Origin of the sequence: Psychrobacillus sp. PGGUH221, assembly GCF_042055255.1 — a bacterium.
Lineage (GTDB): Bacteria > Bacillota > Bacilli > Bacillales_A > Planococcaceae > Psychrobacillus.
On the sequence record NZ_JAQMHQ010000001.1, the window covers coordinates 438,996 to 463,239 of the forward strand.

A 24,244-nucleotide genomic window follows, 5' to 3' on the forward strand; every position below is an offset into this window, starting at 1 on the left:
TTTTTATTTTTGCAGCTTAGGATTGTTACAAAAAAAGTGTTACAAGTACGTTACTGGTGCCAGGCACCCGTAACATATTTGTAACACTCTTCTATGATAACTTGTTATTACTCTTTGTGTTAATGTTAGCCCATTCATTTTTCAGCCAGTCCAAACCTTTTTCGCCTTCGTAAGCGTCGTAAACGTCATTACGCATTCTTTTCAGTTTGTCTAGAAATTGTTCAAATGTATGGTCGGCAGGTAAACTTTTCTTCACACGTAAGAAAACTTTATTAGCACCTTTGATCACTTCGAATTTTTTACGTTCTGGTACCTCAACGTCTTCACCAAACTCTAAAAGAATACGGTAAGCCTCTTCTTGAACTTTATAAACAGGATCATTTGCTACTCTAGAGTTTAGTATATCAATAACCTGACTTGTGTGATATTTCCCTAATTCCTCTACAGCATCAAAACGTGCTCTCCAGCTAGAAGTTCTATTTGCTGCCTTTTTAAGCTCCTCATAATTCTCAGGTAACTCATTTTTTATAATTTTTTTACTCAAATACTCCAAACTCCTTCTTTGAATCAGTAGAAATTAATTCTAACTTTCTTTCCCCATTATATACTACAGAAAGCATTTCTCCTATTATGTGAAGAAATCATTTCTTCTACTCCTATCAAATCTGGCGATATATAAACTTGAATTTCCTTTCATTCTTCGGCAATCCAAAATTAGGTTCAACTTTCTTCACAATGTCTAAATTTCTACAAATAAAAAAATAGCGATGTATATTTATTGAGAAAAAAGCAGTTAAAATAGACAAAAGAAATATACACGAAATAAGTATTATATAAGTAGCAAACTCGGTATAGAATATAGATAAAAGAATCTGTCCAATTACATATCCTGCTCCACCGATTCCTACCCATGCTACAGAAATAGTCTTCATTTGTTGTAATTTATAATAAGTTCCTGTATAAAGAGCTTTCAAATTCAACCAGTTTATTCCTACCAATATAGCAACAAACATTCCCCAGATCATAATAAAAGGTAAATAACCTTTTACGCCTATATTTAGATATAAAAACTTTTGGATCACTAAATAAATTATATATGTATTAACTATTCCATATACCCCAAAAAATAAATAATACGATTTTTCATACTTAAAAGGATCTATCAAATAGACAATCGCCCAAACCTGGAGTATTGCAATTGGGATAACCGCTGCTAAAAAATATGCGAAAGAAAATGGATCTGATATGATTGGAAATAATCCCATAAAGTACAGAAAAAGAGAAAAGAAGCAAATAATATTAGACCTATTTTCTTTGGGTGTTTGGAATCTTAAATACGATAAAGTAATTTTATCAATTTCTTTCGTTTCTATTGAAATCTCCTTCTCTCAACAAAATTAATCTATCCAAAATGACATACTTTATGAATTCTTCACAGGTTCCTTCTTTTCTTTTACTCTTCTCAGTACATCCAAAATACTGGCGACTATTTCTATATTCGTGCTTGGTTTACCTTCAAGTAGCTCCATTTCGTTTTTACGAATCATGTTGAAAGTCCAATTTTGATTAGGAGAAGTTAGTACATGTATTCCCTCAAGAGACCATTTATTGTTTTCTCGATGAAAAATCATGAGCCGGTTATTATGTATTTTATTTTGAAAAGATTGTTTCAAAATACTCACTAACGTTCCCACATCCTGATTTTCATTAAGGGAGACTAGTTTTTCCTCATTTATTATTTCTCCATTTTTCACCCATTCACGGTACTCTCTAGTAGGAATAAGGATTTTGTTGTTTGTTTTAGCTTGAATTTTTTTTCCTTCCACTCCCATAAGCATGCGTGGATAAATCACATCATTCCAGGTAGAATCTGGAGTTCCATGAGTATAAAGAGTAAAAGCATTATCTTCATTTCTCGAACATTCGACAACATTTGTATTACCAAAATAAAATAAGCTTTTACTTTCAACATCTCGTAAAATCTCTACGACCATGTTTGTTCTAGACATAATCCAGAGGGCATTGCCAAACCCTTCTTCTAGCTTAATCTCTCCATCTACGAAATCTAAGAGTTTAAGCTTATGGAGCTTTTTATAAGTACTTTCCCATTCCTTTTCAACCTCCTGTTTCGTAAGGTATTGGAAAGGATCAGCAAAACCAATCAATGTTCTAGTATTCAATGTTTGCATCATCACGAAAATATCATTTACTGTAAACGTAGGAATCATCTGCTCTTCACCTTTTTCTTCCGTTTTTTTCTCTCCAAAATTCTTTCACTCTTCGGTAAGCCAAACTGAGGATACACCTGCTTAACCGCATCCATATTCTTACTCATAAAATAATAGCGATGAATATAAACAGAAAAATAAGCTGTGCACAGACTAAAAAAGGACATTCCAACAATTATTAATATATACAGAGCTGATTCCGTGTATATGAAGGATAAAATTAGTTGCCCTAAAATATAACTTCCGCCCGCGATAACCGTCCAAGCAACAGGTATAGTACTTTTCTGTTGTAATTTATAATACTTACCAGAATAAAGTGCCTTCCAATTTAACCAATTCATTCCTAGCAGCAAGGCAACAAGGAATATTAAACCAATTAAGAATGGTAATATGCCCTCGGCTTTCAGGTTAATATATAATAATTTTTGAATACTAACAAAATAAACGTAAGTATTCACTACCCCATAAATTCCAAAAAACAAATAATAAGATTTTTCATACTTATACGGGTCAATTACATAAACAATTGCCCAAATTTGTATAATTATCACTGGTACGATTGCAGCAATAAAAAATGGAAGCGAGAAAGGATCAGCTAATATCGGCAAAATTCCAAAAAAATATAAAAATAGAATAAAGAATCCAATAATATTAGATTTATTTTCTTTTGGTGACTGCAAATTTAAATATGACAATGTAATATTGTCTAGTTCTCTCTTTTCTATTTGAATTCTCTCCTATCTATTTAAACCAAGAAGATACACTATCAATAAGACCCGTCGTCCCTATTTTTATTGCATCACCTATAGAATCTTTTTTTCCATCATTATTAACATCCATGAATTTTAATTCACTTAAAAGTGCCGTTGCGACAACCCCTGCGACAAGCCCTACAACTGCTCCTACCGCTATTCCCACAGGACCACCGCCAGCACCTACAATAGCTCCCATTTTAGCACCAGTCCAAGCTGAAGCAACCATAGATGCACCGGCAACTGCAACATCCCCAGTAACATTACCAGCAATTTGACTAGCTGATTCCTTATTTTGCACCCCATGTACTATGTCTCCACCAACTGTTGCAAAAACACCGATATACCCCAATTTATTATTTGCAAATTTGAATGTTTCCCGTACATTAGTAATAGGATCTACTCGTTTATATAATTTTGCATAATTAGTCGCATTTGCTCCAGAATAAGTTTTCTTATTTACACCCAAAAGATGCGGGTTTGTTACTTTTATGACAGGTTTTGTTACACCTTGTGCAGTTGTTCGATATTTTAATTGGACACCGCCCCCCTGAGCAGCGATTCTTGCATCTTTTCCAGCTTCATAGCCAGCAGCTGCAAATGCACCCAAATTGGCAGTAGCGTTGATTGGCTTTTGCTCCCAATCGTTAATATCCAGACCAACCGTTGTCATTATACCTTCCCAAAGGTTCTTTTCTGTATTACTAGGAGAGGATATTTCCACTTCATTTTCTTTCACTCGCGGGTCATCAGCAAGCAAATTAATTTGATGTTGAAGATAAAACTTCCCAATAGGTGTAGCATCCTGTACATAATTCCACGCTTCACTTGGAAACTGAATATCAGTTAGGCCTTCCGACATTAAGTACTCTATATCTGTTAACCACAATTCCATATTTAAAATTGCAGCCTCGATTATAGCTAAAGCATTTGTTTGCGTACTATCAAACTCATGTAAATCGGTTACTGTATCATCTCTCTTTTTCCGAGCATTTGTTACTCCATCTTGAACACTACTATCATCTAAATGTGGTAGAGCTACGATATCCGCTACTTGGTTCATAATGGCATTTGATTCCTCTGTCAAATTGCTAGTGACTTGTGATATCTCCGTGAGCCCTTCTTCCACTTCGCCTTCCAAAAAGCTTTCTCGAATAAATCCATTCGGATTTGATTCCAATGCAGTAAGCGCATCACCCATTTGCTTAAGTTTACGATTAAACTCTTCTTTAAACGTTAGAAAAAAATGTAGAAAAGGTAAATGAGCATCATTATAAAATGAACAAATTGCATCTCCTCCTTGACCCTTCAAGGAATCTTGCAGCGCAGCAAGTCCATTAACCGCGGTTTGGATTGTTTGCATTTCCCCTTCTAAACGTGAAAGCATTTGAATATTCCTTTGTAACCCTTCATCAAACGGTCTGACATCCAATATTTTCATAGAATCACCATCCTACAATTTTAATATATAATCACTTGACAATATATTTCGTAAATGTTACAAGAATATTACTGGTGCCTGGCACCAGTAATATTCTTGTAAACATCTCGCACTTTTTTATAGTACGCCTAAGCTCATTTCGGCGTAGGTTCGATTGGAGTTTGTTTTTTTGAATTGAACGAATACGGGGGTTTTTTGGGTCAATCTGTGCTCTTTCATATAATCGAAGAGTTCCCAATACTTCACTTGAGACTGTGCATCAAAGTCATCAATGACTCTGGTGCTTAAAAGGTTATTGACGTAAAAATAGCTACGGAAATTTACTTCCTCTTCTTTTGGAATAGAAAATTGACTTTCTGCAATTGGTAAAAATATTTCAGCAGTCATTACTTCAGCTGTAGGATCGCTAATGATTGTAAAAAATATTGGACCAGTTGGATGATAGCCATGATCGGTTAAAATCGTATCAAAGTCTTTTAGTGCAATATCGATTTCTTCAGGTAAAAAGTTATAGAGTTTAGATGCGACATTTCGGTAAGCAATTTGATGGTTTTCAGCAATCATCCTTCATCACCCTGTCCTTTTATCGGTACATACAAATCAATAATATATTCACCGTAAACTTCTAGTAATACGCAATAATATGTATCTTCTACTTCTATTTGATTGGCTCGAGCATAAGATTTCACTTTTTCATAAGCTGCATAAAAATCTATTTCTTGGTCTGCTTGACGTAGTAATAACGCTCTATCCAATACGAATGATTCTTGAAATTTAAAATCCGTTTCATCACTTAAAACGACCGGACTACTGATTGGCAAGTAGTATGTGAAACGTCCAAATTTTTCGTCTGTTCGATTTTGTTCAAATGAAAATAATACAGGGCCGTTTTTGTACACATCTTTATTAAGCGTAAATTCCTCTATCTCATAAACGCCATTTTGCCAATCTTCTTTTTTCTGCTCCACCTCATATGTCAACACATTGTCAAACACTAATGAATACATTCCGATCCCCATCTTTTATCCACCCTTTCTTATAAAGATTCTCTTTTATTTAAATAACCGGGCTCATTAAAAATTAAAGCTTTTGAATCGATACTTGCAATATAAAATAACAAGCTGCTCCGGCAGTATTAAAAGCATGACAAAAAATGTGAGAATTCCACCGCCAATAAGGATACTGCTAATCAGATCATCAATTGCAGACCTACGAGCAATGTATTAAATAATAAAAACAATACCTAAACCTCAAAAGTCATTGCTGGAATATAAGAATTAGTTTCAAAATCGACCTCGTATTTCTAAATTTCCAGGACTTTGTCTACCAGTTTCCCAAGCATGGAAAGCACTCTCCATTTCAATTGAGTTGCTGCTTGTTTATATAACCGCGCTCATTAAAATTAAAGCTTTTAAATCGATGCTTACAATACCAAATAACGAGCTGCTCGGGAAGTATGAAAAGCATGACAAAAAATGTGAGAATACCACCCACAATAAGAATCATCATATTCAAATCATCGATGGCTGAATTTCGAGCAATGTATTGAATAATAAAAACAATACCAATACCTGCAATCGTCGCTGCTGGAATATAAGATGTAGTCTCAAATCGACCTCGTATTTCTCCCTTTTTGGAGCCTTTACGATAATGGCCTTTTTGCAAAAGAATATAAAAACGGATAAAGGTAGCTAAAAACACCAGTAATCCTATAAATAAAATAATAAATGTGAAATTAAGAAGTGAGTCTTGAGTAGCAATTAAACCTTCCCCTTCTTTTCCAATTAAAAATAACGACATTATTAGAAATGGAATAGAAGACATGTTTTGCGTAACGATGATCGATAGCAAATACTGCATTTTCTCACTTCGTTTATATCCCGCAGGAATTGCATAAATCAAAGATAATCCTATTAATACAACCGTTATCCAAAAATGTACTGTAAGTATTTCATCTTTATACGGGTAAATAGTGGAATCAGCGGCCATAAAATATTCAAGGGCATATAGCAATGCTTGTAAAAATATACCGATAATTAGAACAAAAGCTAAATTTCCAGGACTTTGTCTACCGGATTCTATCGGACCTCTTAATACTTCAAAGTCTTCTTCTTTAAGTTTCACTCTAATCACTTCTTTCTTTATTAGTGGAACCATCCTTTTACATGATCCATTACTGATTTGTCTTCTTTACCAAATTTAGTATTTAATGCAACATTCGCAAGTATACCAAGTCCCACACCTACTGCCGTTCCTACACCTGGAATTGGGATGGCAACGGTGAAAGCTGCAGTAAATGCGGTTTGAACCGCTCCTCCAACCGCAACATCAATTGTTGTATCCAAAGCTGCACGAGCATGTGCTTCTCCACCATCTAATCCTGCATCTACTGCAGTTGAATAATTACTGTAATAACTTAATCCTGCTCCTATTGGACCAAGTGCTTTTCCTGCCCCTTTAAGTGGTCCACTTGATACCATTCCTTTGACATCGACAAGATCTGTAAAAGCTTTTCCAGTTCCTTTTAGTGTTGCAGCCCCAACGGTTTTAGCTTTTTGAACATTTGTTGCTTGGTCATTCCAATATGCAAGCGAAGGATGGTTTTTCAATGCCGCATCCCCAGTACCTGACCAACCACTTTGTCCAGGCTTCTTCGAACCATATTTAAGCGTAACTGTATTGTTTGCTGCAATTTCATAATGCTTTGGCGACCACTTTTTATTTCCTTTTGGAACATTACGCATTAATTCTTTAAATGCTTTTGAATCTAAATCTACTCCCAGATGTCTCATTGCTTTGCCTGTTGCATTGATTCTATACGAGTACGTGCCAGTTTTTGGATTAAATACTCTTGAGGTGCTCAATCCACCTTCTTTACCAGCTACATACATTCCAAATGCAGAGACACCACCTGTTATTGCAGTATTTGCTCTTTTGGCCATATCGACTGCAGTTTTCAACTCTTTCACTTGAGGATTTGCTGACGACACATTTCCTGGATCTTCTTCTTTCCCTTCTGCATTTACGTTGTCCGTGTCTCCTAATCGACTCTCAAGCTCAGTTTTTAATGGGTGACTTTGCGTATATTCTGCCCAACGATCAGCCGGGAAGTCAATATCCGTCAAGCCGTCGTTCATCATTCCTTCTAGATCAATTAACCATAGTTCCATCATGAGCAAATCAGCTTCTACCTGCGACAATGCATTTGTTTGAGTCGAATCAAATTCATTTAGATCCGTAACGGTATCATCTCGCTTCTTCCGAGCATTTTTTACGCCGTCTTGGACACCACTATCATTCAAATGTGGAAGAGCAACAATATCAGCTACCTGGTCCATGATGGCATTTGATTCATCTGTCAGATTACTAGTGACCTGAGAAATTTCAGTAAGTCCTTCTTCCACTTCACCTTCTAAAAAGCTTTGACGAATAAAACCGTTTTGATCTGGCTCTAAAGCATCCAGTGCAGACTTCATCTGAGTAAGCGTACTATCGAAGTTAGATTTAAATGTAGTGAAAAACTGTAAGAAAGGGATATGGCAATCATTATAAAATGCTCTAATTGCATTCCCCCCATCTCCCTTTAAAGAATTTTCTAATGCAACAAGACCTTCGATAGAGCTCTTAATAGAATTCATCTCCGTATCAAGTCTAGTGAGGAGTGTAATATTTCGCTGTAAGCCTTCATGAAAGGGGTTAACGTCTAATACTTTCATTGCATCACCTGCTTTGGTCCATCAATTGTACATTGCATAGCCGTTGAGATGTTTTGATCGGTCTCATTCATAAATTCCACAGAACTGGTCGTCGTTTGAATATTGGTAGTTAAAATAGTTTGATATTTTGTCAATAGCTGTTCAAGTTTCGTTGAAAGCTCCGTTAATTTAGTAACAACATCTAGTGTATTACCGGTAATAGGTGGCTCTGCTGTGGGTACAAGCGAATCCTTTGCATTTGTCATTTCACTTAATTGAGCTTCCACTTCTGCATACACAATTTTCACTTCTGTTGACATAAAAAATCCCCCCCTTCTTTATTTAGATGCCTTTTCCCTTGCCTCTTCGGCTAATAAATTCGCAATTATTTGCTCTATAGAAGCTATTTCAGCTTGGAGTGATGCTATTTTAGCAGCAATCGCACTAAATACAGCTGCGAACTGGGCTCCAGCTATCTCTAAAAAAGAAGTATGGATTCCGGCTTCCCGAATTTCATCGAAACTAGTGGCAAGTGTCCCATGCCAAGTAGTTGTTGTAAGCTCTGGTTCAAGACATTTATGTTCATTTTCGTTGAATTGAGCCTGCTTATCTGATAGTGATGACTGACATTCGTTCAGTCTTCTTATCTCCTCTTGTTTCTTGTGAAGAAGTGCATAATAATATCCTAACAAACCTGTTCCCCCTCTCCCGAGTGTTTATGGACGTATCGATTTATTTGTAGTAGGAGTGTTCACCATTTTTGGTATAAACACCATGAATAACGTAACAATACCTACTGCGATGATTGCGAGTAATATCATCGTTCGTGTCTTATTACCTGCTGGTTCCTCCATATTTAACGAGGTGCCAGATTGCTCTTTTTCCCCTTTGCTTTCATTTGAGAAAAGCTTTAAATCAGAAGTTTTTGCTGAAACTGTGCTTACCTCGCCTCGTTCTGAAGTTTGAAATAAATAGGACGTATCCTCTCGTTTTGGAAGTTGACGTCTTCCATCAAAATAAATATTAAATTGCTTTTCAGGAATGGTATTTTTCATTTCTGTCTTTTTACCATCATGCAAATAATCGGTGTTTTTCTTGAACTTCAATTTCTCATAGATAACAGGTTCTAATTCTTTATTAGATTTTTCTTCGTTTGCATGCACAGTTGTTTGTGCTAATAACCAGCTGATCATTAGCACAGAAAACAGTAGGGTAAATTGTTTAAAGCTCATAGGCTTCAGCTGCCTTGGCAGATTCCACTTTTTTATTTTTATTCATAAAATAAGAAACGGTTAACATGATTATTGCAATAACGGCTGTTATGATCGCTCCAGCTATAAAACTTGTTTCAGGCTCATATTTAATGGACATATAAACAGTAGATAGAACATCTGGAAGTTTAATGTCTGGAACAGCAAGGATAAGAAGTGGAATGATGTATAAACACATCAAAGCGACACTTGCTATCCAACCTGCCGATTGACCAAATTCAAGAGCAGCTCGAATAATCGAAGCACCCGCCAACAACAAAAGTATCGTGAATATTGTCCACTCAACTGCTCGTTGATCGTTTAGAATATACATGTTGATGCTGTATAGACTTATAATCAGTCCGACTAGTATAGAAAGTATTGCAGTTAATCCTAATCGTAGACCGATTGGACCATCCTTCATTTGATACGTAAAGTATCCTATCAGTAGACTGCTAATAAGCAAAATGATAAATAGAATAACTGGTGGAACTTTTTTTCCTTCATCTGATAAGGTTGCTTCCCCTTTAACTTCTAACGGATTCACGAAGTGATTGAACACATATCCATTCTCTTGACCATCCACATACGTATTCGCAAGAAATTCTTGAATGTCCCCATCAAAATCGGACATAGCGTCCACGTTTGTTTCCCACTTGTTGCTGAATTCATTGGAAGTATCTTTAATACCATCGGCTTTCACATGTAAATCATTGGCGTAATTCACTAAACTATTTTGTTTCTGTGATAAAGCTTGAATCATCTCACTTAAGCTAAGGAGTTGATTGCTTACATTTTGTTGTCCTGCCACTACTTCTCCTTCCGTAACTGTTGCTGAAGGTTCGGCTGTTCCCATCGTGGAAGGTGTTTGAATTTGCTGAAGAAGCAAATTCGCTTGCTGATCAATAGAATCTAAATCACTCACTAAGGAAGCATGTTGCTGTTCTGCTGTTTCCTTATATCCAGTCATCATCGCAGCAAAAGTAGTACTTAAATCAGTCATACCGAGCTGAGTTGCCGGGATTCCATCACTCACAGAAGTCCAACTTTCAAGCTCTAATTCATTCATATCCACCACATTTTTCAATAGAGCGGTTAATATTTCATCCTTTAGAAGTGCGTCTTTATTCGTACTTCCCCCACCTTCATTAAGCGTAAACTCAAATTGTTCCAAGGTAGCATAATAGGAAAGCAACGAATTCAATTCTGTATTCGCCGCACCCTTTGTAAATAATTCTTCCAATCTCGTTTTCTGATCAGCCGATAAACGATCATGCTTTAGAAGAGACTCTTCCTTTTGCTTAATAATGGCTCCAATTTTTGCAGTATCTGCAGGATAGGAATTTAAAATTTGTTGAACAGATTCATATTCTCTGTACACAGAATTGTAGCTTTCTAGCAAGCTTGCATAATCACTTGATGCTTTTACATAATCAGCTGCTCCTGATTGCTTTGCATTTGTCCAAACTGTTTCCTTTTCGGAAATAACTGTTTGAACAGAAGTTAATTCAGCTTGAAGTTGCTCCAGCTCTCCTAACAATGTAGAGGTTGGGTCTGTTTCAGCTACTTTCGCTTTCAAGGAAGTAAGTGCTGATAATATTTCGTTAACCTTCGCACGTTCCTCTTCCATGTTTGGTAGCACAGTATCAGTTTTTACAGTTGCTTTACGTGCCATTTCCTCTTGAATCGTTGTTAGAAGTTGTGGATTAGTACCGATATTTTCAATACCTAGTACTCCAGTTCCACTTTTTCCTGCTGCAATACCTTTTTCTAGATTGCTTAGAATTGTATTGTTATATCGATCTATTGCTGTACCTTGAACAACTAGGAGGTCTGCAAGCTGTCGATCAACCTCACTCTTACGCAATTCTGATAATGCATTGAATTTTTCTTTATTCTCATCTATAATCCCATTTACTTTTACTATTTCTTCATTCAATCTTTCGTTGTTTTCTTCTAGTTGTTGTACTGATTTATTAAATTGCTCTGTTTGAGCTGCTGCAGCAGCATGAATTTTTGCAAGACTGTCGTTTTGAACTTGCTGAAGTATTTCTTTTTGTGTATCTTGAAATTGTTTATATTGTTGTACATATGTGATAAAACCATTCATTTGCAGACCAAAAGAATCAGCATTTTGAATACGAGAATTATAGCCATTATTGGCAGAACTAATTTGGGAAAGTAGTCCTTGCATTTGCTCTTTTTGTCTTTTCATTTCTTCTGCCAATGTTTCGGACTCAGGTTTATAATAGCCTGCCATTGCAGTTAAAAATTCTGTTTCTTTCCCTAAAATATTCTTAAATTCTTTCTTAATATGATTCATTTCCTGTGCAACATAGCTCCAGTAGAGTGTGGAGATTTTTTCGTTCACTCTATTAGTAGCTGATTCAATTTCATACAGGACCTTTTCTTTACGAACGCCAGTTTTCTGTCGTTGCACTTGATAAGAGAATTCCGCTTTCTTCGGATTTTGCTGATCATAAGACATAATATTTTCAGAGAAATTAGAAGGAATGTATACAATTGCTTCATACTGGTTGGATTTCAATCCATTCTCTGCTGCCCCGCGTCCCATCACTTCCCATTTATATGGGGAACCATCCGCCAAAATGGAAACAACCTCCACTCCCATATCAACATTTTCATCTTCTTTCGATAGACCCTGGTCTTCGTTAACAATTGCGATTACTCGCTTATTTGGCGTATTTAAATCTAAAATATTTACACCCATTAGTTGAAAAAATAAGATGGGAAGAGCTAAGATGAGCAATATTCCCGCAATCAGTTTCCACATTTTACTTTTATCCGTCGTTTTCATTGAACGATCTTCCTCTCAATCTTGCATAACGGGGTTAGAACTTTTGTAGCATTCCCGTTTAAAATATAATGTGCAAATCCTAGCGGAAGTTCCGCTTCTTTTCGTTCGTATGCCAATGTATATAATGTCTGCTCTGATTTCTTCATAAATAGAAGTGCTTGTCGGACTAGCTTCAATTCATTTGTAAATGCATCATATCCTTTCGTGATTTCAGCGTTATTACCAGAAACAATGACATTAAATCCTAAATGTGAATACTTTTTCATCAGCTTAGAGAGTCGATCTTGAATACTAGGATCTGCAAGCTGTAAAAATCTTGTGTAGCCATCGATAATGAAATAAGAAAGCACTATCTTTGGTGTTCCGTTTCCTTGTTGTAAACTTTCTAAATACTCTTTTTCTACATTCACGTAATATTGTTCGATATGTGTAACCCAGTTAACAAGAGCTTCTTTCGTTTCTAAATAATTTACTTTTGATTCCTCTGAAAACATGGACAATCCACGATCGAAACTATCAAATACTGCAATAAAGCCTGTTTCCTGCTCTTCTAAATTTTGAATAATCCATTTCAACGCATTCGTTTTTCCTCTTTGAACTTGCCCGACAAGAAGGCAATGACGATTTTTTTGGAAATTAATTGTCACTGGACGAACCGTTTCTTCATTTAATCCAATTGAAACAATTCCATTTTCTTTTTTACGATCGATATAAATAGGAAAGCTGATGGATGTTAATTCGAAAGGTAGCATCGGTATTGGTTTAGGAAGTTCATACTCGCTATATTTAGCTATTAAAGATTGAACTTTGGATTTAATTGCTTCCAATACGTCAAAATCATCCACACCACTTGCAGGCAAGAAAATTTGTGCAAATTTAACATCCTCTTTTTTAACAATGGCTCTTCCAGGGAATGGTTCCAAATCAAATGGAACTCGACCTACAATTCCATATGCTTCACTCGTATCAAATAAATAATGAATGATTTTTGTTTTTAAGTTATTCATAAGTGACTGTCTAACAGATTGTACTCTTGTTGCCGTAATCAATAAATAAATTCCCAGAGATTGCCCGTCTCGCGCGAATTGGATTAACTGTGCTTCCAATTCTTCCATCTCTTCGCGGACAATATCATAATTATCCACAACGATATAAATTAGCGGTAATGGCTTAGCAATCAGATTATTGTACATATGAATATTACTAACTTCTGCTTGTTGGAACGCTATTTTCCTTTCGGAGATTTCTTTTTTCATTAATTTTATTAACTTTTCACGTTTTAACTCTTCGTCAATCGTGAAATAATCCGCTGTGTGGGGAAGCTGTCGAAGTGGTAGCAACGAACCATTTCCATAATCTAACATATAAAAATGCGCTTCACTCGGAGTTAACCTACTACTAATCCCTAATAGCATCGTTAATAAAGTGTACGACTTTCCATATCCAGAAGAACCAAAAATACCTACGTTTCCATCCTTTTTCCAGTCATAAGCAATTGGTGTTTGACTCTGTTTCTCCGGCTCATCCATCATTCCAATTGGAAAAGCCTGCTTTGTTGTTGATTCTTCATTTGTACTTTCTATTCTTAATGCGAGTGGAGGCAACCAAGGACTAGATAGCTTCTGAATGGACAAATCCTCTTGAATTTTTGCTATTTTTGTAGTGACAGCTTCCATTTCCGTTAGACTGCTCTTTTTCCTGCTCACATTCGTTTCAATACCAGAAAGCGGATATAGACCAAGATCGGTTACTATAGCTACATCGTCTTCTCCTTCAAGCGTTTCTTCCATATAAGGTGACCCGCTCCAGGCAGATTGGAACAATTCATATACTTCGTTATTCCCTACCTGTAAATATCCACGACCTGTAACAGTGATTGTTGCAGCATCCCCATTTTTTAATATTTCTTTACTATCGGATGCATCCTGTACTTTCAATGCAACACGGAAACGTGCATTACTCCAGATCTGTTCATCAATGATTCCACCCGGCTTTTGAGTTGCCAAAATCAGATGGACTCCTAGACTTCGGCCAATACGTGCTGTACTTACCAGCTCACGAATAAATTCAGGTTCCTCGCTTTTCAACTCGGCAAATTCATCTGAAATTAAAAACAGATGTGGCAAGGGCTCATTCGCCTTTCCTTCTTTATAAAGTGTCGTGTAATCATCAATATGTGCGACACTGAACTGATCAAACAGACGCTGTCTACGCTTCAGCTCACTATTAATAGAAGCAAGTGCACGCATACTAAAGTTTTTACTACCCTCAATATTTGTGATCGTACCTAAAAGATGAGGAATATTTTTAAATGGCTGTGCCATCCCCCCACCTTTATAGTCAATCAGTAAAAACGCCACTTCATGCGGATGAAAATGAACGGCCAGCGATAGAATATATGTTTGAAGAAATTCACTTTTACCCGATCCTGTTGTACCAGCTAATAAACCATGAGGTCCATGTGCTTTTTCATGAAGATTTAAATGGACAAGTTCTTTTTTTCCTTTGAAACCAATTGGGACAGCAAGAGATTTAGCTGATTCATTGGTCTTCCAATTTCTGCTTATCGGTACATCTTCTACATCTTTCACTCCGAACATTTCCAAAAAGCTGACGGAGTTTGGTATAGAGTTTTTCATGCCTATTTGATGATTAAGCGTTTTTAGGGTACGAGCAAAACGTTCATTCGTCTCCTGTTCGTATTGATCCAAGTGAAAAGGTTTTTCTAGTGCCTTTCCAGCGTCGATTAAAATATCTCCTTCTCGTTCATTCACATAGCGGACTAGTGTATGAACATTTTCGGTCATTCTCTCTTGTGCAGTTTCGGCAAAAATGACGGATATACCAAGATCCTTATTATTTTTGCGTTCTAAATATTCGAGTATGACATGCTCTGCTAGTAAGGAATAATCCGTAATGATGAAAATGAGATGTGGAGCAAATTTTATTTTCCCTTTCATTTCATCGGCATCACGTTCTCGTATTATTTCATAAAGCGACGACAGCAACTGATCGCGTGTCTCCTCATTATGAATCAAACCCTTTGCATGCATATGAGGTAACGTAAAATGTGGCAACCACTTTATCCACTCGATATCTTTGTATTCTTTATTGTTGAAAACGTAAACGAATCTTACATCGTGGTAACTATGAGAAAATGCGAGTTGCCCAATAATTTGCTGCAGCTCTCGTTTAATAACCGATTCTTTCCCAATCAGACCTAATATCCCCTCTGATAAGTGTGTTGTAATGGGTGCATTCGGGAGTTCTTTATAAACTTTTTCCATTCGTTGCGCCTGTTCGAGAAGGTCATCTACTTCTCTATTCGCTAAATCACCGGATGACAGAGAAATTTCATAGCTTGCAGGAACTTCACCAGTTCCTAGTCTAAATTCCAAAAAGTCATGACTGTCTAATGTTCTTTCCCAGATTCGACCAGACAACTGCTTCGTCATTTGTTTCATTTCTTCAAAAGACGGGAAATGATACTCTAATACAAATTTTTGTTTTTCAGAAAGCTCATAAAGCTCTTGACGCATATTATTCAAGTAAGCAGTATATACTCGTCGCCTTTTCTCCGCATTCAACTTTCGTTTTTTTCGATCTTTAAAGTATTGAACCGTCGATGTGATTAAAACCAATACAAACAAAGTAACGGAAATAATAATATAAGTCCCTCTTGGAATAAAAATTGCAACAACACCCATTACGATTAACATAACGAGTGGCAGAGCGATAATTAGCCAAAGACTTCGACCATTATCATCGCTTTCCTGAGTAGGAAAAGATAAGGAAACCTTTTCTTTTGGTAAATCATATATCATCCGAGGTGTCCGTCTATACTCAGGGTATATATTTAGTATTTCGGATTTAGGTACGTCTATCTCGGGAAGAATAGTTTCATATTTTACCGAAGAAACGACTTCCAACATATCCTTTTCAACAAGTTTCATTTCCATAAACGCCCACTGTATGACGTCACCCATTTGGAGAACATGATTAGATTCGGAACGTTTTCCGTTTACATATAAAGGACAATTAAATTCTTTCTTAACAATCCAACCAGCTTCAATTTTATTTAGCGAAAAATGTCCAAACTCCACTTCTGGAAACTGGACTTCTTGTCTTTGGAAAGTTGCATTCTCTAGTTGACAACTAAACGATATTTCATTTTCATAATCGATAAAGTAGGTCTTAGATGTAATAGGTGAGTAGGATATATATAAACGAAGAACCCGTTCTCGTTGTTCAATGGTGATGCCCTTCGCTATACTTATATCTCCTATTTTTTTATTGCCATCATGGACGTAATACTTATTGTCTTCTTTCTTAACTGTTATTGGCCCATGAGTAAAAGGGTAGGACAATATCGTGAGATCGTGCTCAATACCAGGTCCGATTGTGAGGGATGATAAATCATTTCCCTCCCAATTTAACCGTTGATAATCATCCCCATAAAAAACCCATAACTGCAACAATTAGTACACCTTCTTTCAATCCGTTGTTATTTTCCACTTAGTTATCGGATTCCTCTTCTTCTTCCATCAGTTTTTCATATTCTTCTACTTCTCTATCTATTTCCTCTACAAGTGTTTGAATTTCTTCTCCTGAAAGATCTTGATCTGCTTTTATTTCCTCTCTTCTCTTCAATAATCCATAAGTAATTAGCTCTCCATCTTCCATGGCACGTGCTATATCAACTGCATTCTCCGCTTCTCCTCGACCTATGTAAATCCAATACTTCAAATAATCTACATCAGTTTGAAGAGTTATGTTAGAAAGCACATTCTTTTTCTGTTCCTCGTCTAATCGCTCATTTGTAACGGTAGAATAGGCAAGTTCATAAAGGACGACATAGGGCATGGACTTGACACTATATGGACTCAGTTCGGTAACAACTTGACTGTAATTTTGACCTAGAAAATATTCATGGCCAAGGGTATATGCTTCGTTTTTGGGTTTTTCATGAATGAAATAAATAATAGTAAAAACGATTGCAGGAAGTAATAAAACCCCAAAGCTGATAGATAAGCCCTTTGTTATTTTCCACTTTTTGCGTGGCAACCTAACATTTTCTTTTTCTCTAATTTCTAGCTGGTCAAGCTGTTCACTAATATAGTTCAGTAATGACTGGCTGTCTTTCATCGACATGATGGATGAACCGATTTCTTTTAACTCTAGAATCTCCGAATACTTTAAGTACTCTTCAAATGTGAAGGATCCATCAATAGCAGCTGCTGCAACTGCTTTCGTCTCTAACCAAATGCGTTCTTCATTTTTTTCAAATGGGGGAAGGCTGCCTTGCACTCCATAATAAATGAAGAGAGGCTCCATTCCTCTGCTATATACAGTATTTTCTGGGCAGACAATGAGATTGAGGCGTGGATATGGGTGGGAATGAACCTTCTCAACAAGCTGATAGGCGAACATCCATCGAGATTTTTCATCTTCCTTATGGATTTCACTAAATCGTTTAAAGTTACTAGGAATTTCTGCTTGAATAATCAATTCGTCATCTGTTATGACTATGTCTTTCGTAATTTGCGGATTAACTTCTTTCAGAAATATAATCTCAGAAGTCCTTTTAAAACCAACTCGTTCCTTCTGGAATACAAAAGTGGTTTTATTTTCTTCTTGATTTATTTCTGCTCCTATCCGATTTTTCAAATATGTATGTACGTTAGTCGCCATTTATATTGCTCCTTCAAATGATTTCAATACGATCACCGGTCGTAATTCCACACGCTTCCATCGTCAGATGCCCTGGGTAGATTTTATCCTTATTAACTACTCGAACCCAATGCCCTTCACGCGGAGTACTGGAAATTGAATTTGCTTGCCATGCTATATCAATCATTTTTTTCATCGTATAATAATTGGAAAGCCTTAAATCGATTACATTACTTTCATAATTCGAAAGATCTACCGTAATCTCTATATACATAGTTTGTACCTCCTAAAAAAGCGACTGTCGTTTATTGATGGTGATGTGAAATGAAAATTGGAACAATCTATATTCTTAAGGAAAAAGCGTCTTCCAATGAGGAACACGCTCTCAGACTGTTGACAAACGCTCGCATTCTTCGTTACTTGCTCCTGTGGTTACTCGTCGCAAACAAGAGCGTTTGCACTTCTTTGTAAGCTCATGAACTAATAAGTTCTATTCGCTTCCGCATCGTGCTGCGTGTCTCGAATGACAAGCGTTTTCAAGACAGTCTGAAGTGACACCTTCGAAATTTGATTTTGTCAACGTGAAAGCGTCTTCCAATGAGGAACACGCTCTTTATTTAACCTAACTAAAAAGGAACCACTTATCCGCGAATTTGTCCTGCAATTTGTTGGTCTGCGTCTTGAAGCGCTTGACCAGCACGGCTTAATTGAACTCCAACTTCACTTAAAAGCTCACGCATTTCATTAAAATGCGGTTTTAATCTTTCATATTGCTCAGCAAACGCTGCACTTGAAGCACCTTCCCAAATAGATTGAAGCTCCCCGATCATTCCATCTAGACGACCAATTTGAGAAGCTACTTCACTTGATTCATGGTTGTAACGTCCAGCCATAGCATCAAGCTCAGCGGGTGTTACGCGAATAATTCCTGACATTCCATACATCTCCCTTGTTATATAATTTAGTAAAATTTATAAAATAACTGCCTTCAAAAGTAATCATCCGTTCTCAGATACTAGAACAAATAAATTACCTTTTACTTACAGATATTCCTGACCTTGTGCTTTCTATGAAACCACCAAAATATTAGGAGTAACTTCCGACTATTCTAAAATACTCAATTAGCGAAGTGCCCTCTATATGTGTTGAAAACATTGCACTACTTATGAATTACCAACTTTTGACTTACATCCACATTACTTTCATCCCCCATATAAATAAGAGATAAACCTAAATTGAAAAATAAATTTATTATTTTTGTAATAGTTGTAATGGAAATTACTAGAAATATATTTTCCTAAGTTTTCCTTAATATTATAAATAACACTCTATTTTCTCTCCGTCAAAAAAATTTAAAGAGTCATATTTTTCACATAGAACTATCATCACACAGACTATTGTCACTAAACTTAAAATATTTAATTTATCTATTAAATATTTTTCATTTCTATCTTTTATATATCCAAAAATATCAAATATATATAATTAATAATTACTTTTATTACTTTAGGTTTATTTTTCAAAGGTCTGCACCCAACAAATATCTCATTATAAAGATACTTGGAACTGTAATTTTTTATGAAAAAATAAAGTTACAGAATTATTACTGGTGCCAGGCACCTGTAATAATTCATATTATTGCTTTGCAGTAGGTATTTTATGTTGGGGCAAATTTACTCATAAAATTATTAATTGAATAGTAACAACATCGTTAAATTATTATTTTTTAGGTAATATTAATTAAAAAGGAATCATTGATAATGGTTCAAATTACATGATATACTTCTTTTGTAAAGGAGTGGAAATATTGAGAGAAATAAGTGGACTTAAAAAGTACAAATTCTATCTTGTTTTTCAAGGTGGAAAAGAGTTAGCTTTTGAAACAAATACAGATATTAGAACTGCAAAAAGAGAATTTGTTAACGGGAATATTTTTGTTACTACTGAAAATAAATACACAATCAATATTTCCCAGTTAAAAAGCTTAAAAGTTAAAATTCTGCAATAAAAATAAAGAAAAAGCATTTCATTCATAAAGGAATGAAATGCTTTTTTATTTTCTCGTAACTATCCTTCACTTCTCAATGCATTTTTTAGGACTTTTCCGCTTGCGTTTCTAGGGAGACTATCGATTATAACTACTTCTGCAGGTAATTTAAATTTTGCCAGTTGTTTTGAACTAAAAGATAAAACATCTTCTTCCGTTAATGTTTGACCTTGTTTTATTACAACGAAAGCTTTTGGTACCTCACCATAAATCCTATGGGGCACCCCCACTACTGCTGCTTCAAGAACTTCGGGTATTTGATATAACACTTCTTCTACTTCTACAGGATAAACATTTTCCCCTCCTCGAATGATCATGTCTTTTTTACGATCTACTATATAAAGTAACCCATCCTCATCAAATCTACCTAAGTCTCCACTATATAACCATCCATTTTGAATCGCTTGTCTGGTTTCCTCTTCATTTTTTAAATATCCCTTCATTACTTGTGGACCCTTTACTACAATTTCCCCAACTTGGCCGACAGGGAGCTGTTCGCCAAATTCATTCACTACTTGCACCTCTGTCTGAGGTAATGCCTCTCCAACTGAGCCAACCTTATCTAAAGCAAAATGGTCTTTCAAGGTGGTAGCAGCGGGAGAGTTTTCTGTTTGCCCATAAAGGTTTTGCACCTTGACATTAGGATAGAACGATTTCACTTTTCGAACGAGCTCATACGGCATTGGGGCAGCTCCATATGTAAAGAGTCGTAAATGAGGAAGCTCTAATTCAGACATTTTAGGTGTATTCAATAAAATCATATACATCGCCGGTACCCCAAAGAAAATAGTTATTTCTTCTTTCTCCATTGTATTGAGTGCTTTCTCAGGTGAGAAAGCTTCTTCAATGACAATAGTCCCCCCTGCATAAATGACAGGAATACAGAAAACATGACTAGCCGCACAATGAAATAAAGGAGTTACAATTTGAACACGATCAGTGTCCTTATACCCTACCGCTTCGCCCCAAATCTCTGCTGCCGCTTTTACATTAGCAGCTGTCAACATAACCCCTTTTGGTTTACCGGTTGTTCCTGACGTATAAAAAATAACTGTCGTATCCTCTGGATGAATAGGCGTATCATTAAATGGAATGGTTTCATCCATTAAAACAGCTTGTAAACTATCATCTTCTCCAACTCTTAAATAATCTTCAAATTGTTCAAACGTATCTTTAATTTCCTCTAAAACAGAATTGAAAGAAACATCATATATAAGTACCCTTGCTTCGGAATGTTTAAAAATATAATCCACCTCTGGAGCGGTTAGCTTCGTATTCACTGGCAATACCGTAAATCCCCCAAGCTGACATGCATAGTAACAAGTTAAAAAGTAATCGGAGTTATTCAAATAAACAGCTATAATATCCTCTTTTTTATATCCCTTTTCTTGAAAATACCCTGCTAAACGCTTAGCTTTTTCAAAAAACTTTGCGTATGTCGTTTCTCTTCCTTCAAACTTCGTAATTACTTTTTCAGGCTGATTTAAAGCATGTAGTGCCAACTTTTCAGAAACAAACATTTCCCAAACCCCTTTGTCGTTGAAATGTGAATCGCTTGATAATTATCAGAAAATTAAATCATTTATAGTTATTATACTTCCAACCATGAAAAATTAAAAGTATGGAGATCGAGCCTTTGTTTCGAGAGTATTACTGGTGCCTGGCACCAGTAACACTTCTGCAACATAAAAAAGCCCCAAATATTATAGTTATTTTGGGGCCGTTTTTTCTACTATTCTATTTACTTTTCGCTCTTTTTATCTTTCTTCTCTTTTAATAGAAGATTTTTATTTAGTATATCTGCTTTTAATTCATATACAGCTACGGTGCCCGATACTTCATGGGTAGCAGCAAGAAGTGCGTTTCCTGTTGGACTTTTTTCTGCAGATATAAAACGAAGTCCCTCAGGTGAAACATCCCCTTTAATATCTTCACTGTAATCTCTGCTTGAAATCAGACGAACAAATTCTGGTTCAAACGGATTAGATAAGTCGTACACCATGATACCACTCACACGTTCCAAAGCGATAAAGGCATATTTCGTCCCATTCACTTCACCACTTACTACAGTTTCCGGTTCTGGCCCTTTTGCAGAGCTACGCTTATCGTATGCAATCTCTTCATTATCTGTATTAAATACTTCCGGCATAGCTTTTGCTGTTATTTTTTCAAATTCATTTCCACTATCATATACAAGTTCCATCGATTCAGCGTCGAAAATAGAGAAACTCCGACCACCAAATGAATATAAAGCATCGTATGTTCCATCCGCTACTAATCCATTTTCCATCGTGACTTTTGTTTTTTTCATGTCATTTAAAAGGCCATCTTCTACCATTTTATCTAACTCTTCTTGCGTAAATCCAGCATAATTTTCAGCTCTCAATTTTATCTTATCTGCGATGTCACCAATTTCAGCTTCCTCGGAGTATGCCTCATAGTCTCTTGCATCTCCTTCATTCGGAGTTAAAATATATGTTTTTCCTCCTGAAGTAAAAGTATCAATCGCATCAGGCATATATAAACCTAGTAGTGGCAGTCGCTCAATGACTGTTTTTCCATCACGCTTACCATCGAGTTCATTTCCAGTAACAGAATGATCTTTCACTCCAAGTCCTTTCACGTGAAGAATTTTTCCTTCTACTAAGTCTACTGTTGCAATTGCATTATTCTCTTGCATCGAAATATAAGCAAGTTTACTATCTTCAGATACCGTCACATATTCCGGCTCTAACTGTTGCATAGTCGTTCCTTTTGAACTAACTCGCACCTTGTCATCTAGTTGTACGCCTTGGAAAGATAACGTATTTGCCTTAAAATTATCTGCTGTCATCGTCACATCTATTATGGAAACCGTTCCTTCTGGATCCACTTTATAATCTGTACTTGGCTCTCCTTCATTCGCAACAATCGCTTTCGATCCATCAGGTGTGAAAGTCACCATGTCAGGTAAAGAACCAACTTGCACTTTTTTTAAATATTTACCAGCTTTAGTAATAAAAACGATGTACCCTGGATCGGTTTTCGGATTAGCCACAGCTGAAATCGCAACTAAATCTTTCGTAGGATGTGCTGCAATGCTTGTAATATCATCTACATTCTTAATTCCAAAATCTTTTAAAAGAATACGCTTTTCTAATTTTAACTCTGTATACTTTTCTGACTTGAGTGATTTAAAAGAAAGAATATCAATGCCTGATTTTGCACCATTCGTTACGAAAGCCTTTTTCGAGGTTTCATCATAAGCTAGGATTTCCGTACCACCTATTCCAGATTCACTATCATATTGACCAATCTGCGAAATCTTTAAATTATCTGCTCGGTACTCAAAATAAGGACTTTGATCTTTCGCTAATACATTATAAGACTGACTTCCTGCCAATAAAATACTTGCTGCCGTAACTCCAGTAATTAACTTTGTTTTAAAGTTCAACATTCATTCCCCCTAAATAAAATTTTCTATTAGAGATTCATTGTAACCACCTACTATTAACCTAGCGTTAATAAATTGTGTTATTTCTGTATGTCAAAACAATTTCTGGTGCCAGGCACCCGTAATATACCTGTAATACTAGATAACAAAAAGTCTTGAACTTGGTAAGCACATGAAAAAACGCACTTTCATCATAGGATCTCTATGACAATAGTGCGTTCTTGTTCGCTATTTTTTTAATGCCAGAAAAATATATATCTACTAGAACCTTTGCAAGATCCTCTGGGGTACTACGACCAGTTAATATCTCATGGAGAGTTAACCTTTCAATAGATCCTACAAGGCTCTCTGCTACTATGTTCATCGGATAATCTTGAGAAAAATATCCCAGTTTTTTTTCTGCTTCCAAATTTTCCGTCACATGTTTAACCATATTCATTTTCAACTCCCTGGCTGACTCAGCTTCATAAAAACCAATTTGGGTCAACAAAGGATTTTCTGAGAAAAAGGTAAACATTTTGATTAATCCGGACTGTATTTCTTTTTTTAATGAACTATCTTCTATGTTTTCCTCTAAGAGGCTTTCTGATGTTAATATTCTAAGCTGTTTTTGAAAGGATTCTGTAATTTCCTGAAAAATAGCTTCTTTACTTTTAAAATACAAATAAAAAGTAGGCTGTGTGACTTTTGCTTTTTTTACAATTTCACTTATTTTCGTATCATGGTAACCATACTCAGCAAACTGTTCAATTGCTATATCAAGGAGTAGGCGTTTAGTCACTGCCCCATCAGAATCTACTTTTCGACCTCTTGCCATACAAAAACACCTCGACTTACATCTCTTTTTCACATTCTCATCATTTAAGTATATAAGACTCTTACGAAATCGTAAATTCTTTTAATACAATAA

General features: G+C 36.0%; 21 protein-coding genes. 1 reads left to right on the forward strand and 20 read right to left on the reverse strand.

The features are described from left to right. Positions 1–91: 91 nt before the first annotated feature. The 17 genes from PGC35_RS02015 to PGC35_RS02095 all read right to left on the reverse strand — a co-directional run bounded on the left by PGC35_RS02015 (position 92) and on the right by PGC35_RS02095 (position 18,789). Positions 92–544, reverse strand: coding sequence for a HEAT repeat domain-containing protein (locus PGC35_RS02015; protein WP_375217982.1), 453 nt, complete (start codon positions 542–544; stop codon positions 92–94). A 115-nt stretch (positions 545–659) separates the two neighbouring features. Next, a complete protein-coding gene (locus tag PGC35_RS02020) occupies positions 660–1,166 on the reverse strand; it encodes a hypothetical protein (RefSeq protein WP_375217983.1) in 507 nt (168 codons plus the stop codon). 255 nt (positions 1,167–1,421) lie between these two features. Further along, positions 1,422–2,228, reverse strand: a complete 807-nt coding sequence (locus tag PGC35_RS02025) for a hypothetical protein (RefSeq protein WP_375217984.1) — start codon at positions 2,226–2,228, stop codon at positions 1,422–1,424. Then, positions 2,225–2,923, reverse strand: coding sequence for a protein kinase family protein (locus tag PGC35_RS02030; RefSeq protein ID WP_375217985.1), 699 nt, complete (start codon positions 2,921–2,923; stop codon positions 2,225–2,227). Before PGC35_RS02030 ends, PGC35_RS02025 begins: the two co-directional genes overlap by 4 nt. Positions 2,924–2,969: 46 nt before the next feature. Beyond that, positions 2,970–4,421, reverse strand: coding sequence for a ribonuclease YeeF family protein (locus tag PGC35_RS02035; RefSeq protein ID WP_375217986.1), 1,452 nt, complete (start codon positions 4,419–4,421; stop codon positions 2,970–2,972). Positions 4,422–4,538: 117 nt separating this feature from the next. Continuing rightward, positions 4,539–4,985 carry a DUF5085 family protein gene (locus tag PGC35_RS02040; RefSeq protein ID WP_375217987.1) on the reverse strand — a complete coding sequence of 149 codons (447 nt, stop codon included), beginning with the start codon at positions 4,983–4,985 and terminating at the stop codon, positions 4,539–4,541. Further along, complete coding sequence (locus PGC35_RS02045) at positions 4,982–5,440, reverse strand: DUF5085 family protein (RefSeq protein WP_275784768.1); 459 nt, start codon at positions 5,438–5,440, stop codon at positions 4,982–4,984. The genes PGC35_RS02040 and PGC35_RS02045 overlap by 4 nt, the downstream gene beginning before the upstream one ends. Positions 5,441–5,780: 340 nt before the next feature. Then, on the reverse strand, positions 5,781–6,545 hold the full coding sequence (locus tag PGC35_RS02050) for a hypothetical protein (RefSeq protein WP_375217988.1): 765 nt from the start codon (positions 6,543–6,545) through the stop codon (positions 5,781–5,783). A 20-nt stretch (positions 6,546–6,565) separates the two neighbouring features. Further along, a complete protein-coding gene (locus tag PGC35_RS02055; RefSeq protein WP_375217989.1) occupies positions 6,566–8,137 on the reverse strand; it encodes a ribonuclease YeeF family protein in 1,572 nt (523 codons plus the stop codon). Further along, positions 8,134–8,436 carry a YwqI/YxiC family protein gene (locus PGC35_RS02060; protein WP_053590390.1) on the reverse strand — a complete coding sequence of 101 codons (303 nt, stop codon included), beginning with the start codon at positions 8,434–8,436 and terminating at the stop codon, positions 8,134–8,136. Before PGC35_RS02060 ends, PGC35_RS02055 begins: the two co-directional genes overlap by 4 nt. Before the next feature lie 18 nt (positions 8,437–8,454). Next, a complete protein-coding gene (locus tag PGC35_RS02065) occupies positions 8,455–8,808 on the reverse strand; it encodes a YwqH-like family protein (protein WP_053590391.1) in 354 nt (117 codons plus the stop codon). Between the two features lie 24 nt (positions 8,809–8,832). Next, complete coding sequence (locus PGC35_RS02070; protein ID WP_375217990.1) at positions 8,833–9,348, reverse strand: type VII secretion EssA family protein; 516 nt, start codon at positions 9,346–9,348, stop codon at positions 8,833–8,835. Next, positions 9,338–12,184 carry a type VII secretion protein EsaA gene (gene esaA, locus PGC35_RS02075; RefSeq protein ID WP_375217991.1) on the reverse strand — a complete coding sequence of 949 codons (2,847 nt, stop codon included), beginning with the start codon at positions 12,182–12,184 and terminating at the stop codon, positions 9,338–9,340. The genes PGC35_RS02070 and esaA overlap by 11 nt, the downstream gene beginning before the upstream one ends. Further along, positions 12,181–16,662 (reverse strand): type VII secretion protein EssC, encoded by a 4,482-nt coding sequence (essC, locus tag PGC35_RS02080; RefSeq protein WP_375217992.1) that lies wholly within the window; start codon positions 16,660–16,662, stop codon positions 12,181–12,183. Before essC ends, esaA begins: the two co-directional genes overlap by 4 nt. A 37-nt stretch (positions 16,663–16,699) precedes the next feature. Continuing rightward, positions 16,700–17,875 (reverse strand): type VII secretion protein EssB, encoded by a 1,176-nt coding sequence (gene essB / locus PGC35_RS02085; RefSeq protein WP_375217993.1) that lies wholly within the window; start codon positions 17,873–17,875, stop codon positions 16,700–16,702. A gap of 13 nt (positions 17,876–17,888) precedes the next feature. Further along, a complete protein-coding gene (yukD, locus tag PGC35_RS02090; RefSeq protein ID WP_053590396.1) occupies positions 17,889–18,128 on the reverse strand; it encodes an ESX secretion system protein YukD in 240 nt (79 codons plus the stop codon). Positions 18,129–18,495: 367 nt separating this feature from the next. Beyond that, positions 18,496–18,789 (reverse strand): WXG100 family type VII secretion target, encoded by a 294-nt coding sequence (locus PGC35_RS02095; protein WP_053590397.1) that lies wholly within the window; start codon positions 18,787–18,789, stop codon positions 18,496–18,498. An 872-nt stretch (positions 18,790–19,661) separates the two neighbouring features. Here PGC35_RS02095 and PGC35_RS02100 point away from each other — a divergent pair. Beyond that, positions 19,662–19,862 carry a hypothetical protein gene (locus PGC35_RS02100; RefSeq protein WP_053590398.1) on the forward strand — a complete coding sequence of 67 codons (201 nt, stop codon included), beginning with the start codon at positions 19,662–19,664 and terminating at the stop codon, positions 19,860–19,862. Positions 19,863–19,921: 59 nt separating this feature from the next. Here PGC35_RS02100 and PGC35_RS02105 read toward each other — a convergent pair whose 3' ends face one another. From PGC35_RS02105 to PGC35_RS02115, 3 genes are all read right to left on the reverse strand, one after another. Then, positions 19,922–21,421, reverse strand: coding sequence for a class I adenylate-forming enzyme family protein (locus PGC35_RS02105; RefSeq protein ID WP_375217994.1), 1,500 nt, complete (start codon positions 21,419–21,421; stop codon positions 19,922–19,924). A gap of 221 nt (positions 21,422–21,642) precedes the next feature. Continuing rightward, a complete protein-coding gene (locus PGC35_RS02110; RefSeq protein WP_375217995.1) occupies positions 21,643–23,337 on the reverse strand; it encodes a choice-of-anchor I family protein in 1,695 nt (564 codons plus the stop codon). Positions 23,338–23,536: 199 nt separating this feature from the next. Next, positions 23,537–24,151 (reverse strand): TetR/AcrR family transcriptional regulator, encoded by a 615-nt coding sequence (locus tag PGC35_RS02115; RefSeq protein ID WP_375217996.1) that lies wholly within the window; start codon positions 24,149–24,151, stop codon positions 23,537–23,539. Positions 24,152–24,244 lie beyond the last annotated feature (93 nt).

Excerpts from the sequence above, each read along its gene's own strand:
- PGC35_RS02040 (WP_375217987.1), bottom strand. The coding sequence starts at position 4,985 with ATGATTGCTGAAAACCATCAAATTGCTTACCGAAATGTCGCATCTAAA.
- esaA (WP_375217991.1), bottom strand. The coding sequence starts at position 12,184 with ATGAAAACGACGGATAAAAGTAAAATGTGGAAACTGATTGCGGGAATA.
- essB (WP_375217993.1), bottom strand. The coding sequence starts at position 17,875 with ATGGCGACTAACGTACATACATATTTGAAAAATCGGATAGGAGCAGAA.
- PGC35_RS02045 (WP_275784768.1), bottom strand. The coding sequence starts at position 5,440 with ATGGGGATCGGAATGTATTCATTAGTGTTTGACAATGTGTTGACATAT.
- PGC35_RS02025 (WP_375217984.1), bottom strand. The coding sequence starts at position 2,228 with ATGATTCCTACGTTTACAGTAAATGATATTTTCGTGATGATGCAAACA.
- PGC35_RS02110 (WP_375217995.1), bottom strand. The coding sequence starts at position 23,337 with ATGTTGAACTTTAAAACAAAGTTAATTACTGGAGTTACGGCAGCAAGT.
- PGC35_RS02070 (WP_375217990.1), bottom strand. The coding sequence starts at position 9,348 with ATGAGCTTTAAACAATTTACCCTACTGTTTTCTGTGCTAATGATCAGC.
- PGC35_RS02055 (WP_375217989.1), bottom strand. The coding sequence starts at position 8,137 with ATGAAAGTATTAGACGTTAACCCCTTTCATGAAGGCTTACAGCGAAAT.
- PGC35_RS02095 (WP_053590397.1), bottom strand. The coding sequence starts at position 18,789 with ATGTCAGGAATTATTCGCGTAACACCCGCTGAGCTTGATGCTATGGCT.
- PGC35_RS02060 (WP_053590390.1), bottom strand. The coding sequence starts at position 8,436 with ATGTCAACAGAAGTGAAAATTGTGTATGCAGAAGTGGAAGCTCAATTA.
- PGC35_RS02105 (WP_375217994.1), bottom strand. The coding sequence starts at position 21,421 with ATGTTTGTTTCTGAAAAGTTGGCACTACATGCTTTAAATCAGCCTGAA.
- PGC35_RS02115 (WP_375217996.1), bottom strand. The coding sequence starts at position 24,151 with ATGGCAAGAGGTCGAAAAGTAGATTCTGATGGGGCAGTGACTAAACGC.
- yukD (WP_053590396.1), bottom strand. The coding sequence starts at position 18,128 with ATGTATATAGAGATTACGGTAGATCTTTCGAATTATGAAAGTAATGTA.
- PGC35_RS02035 (WP_375217986.1), bottom strand. The coding sequence starts at position 4,421 with ATGAAAATATTGGATGTCAGACCGTTTGATGAAGGGTTACAAAGGAAT.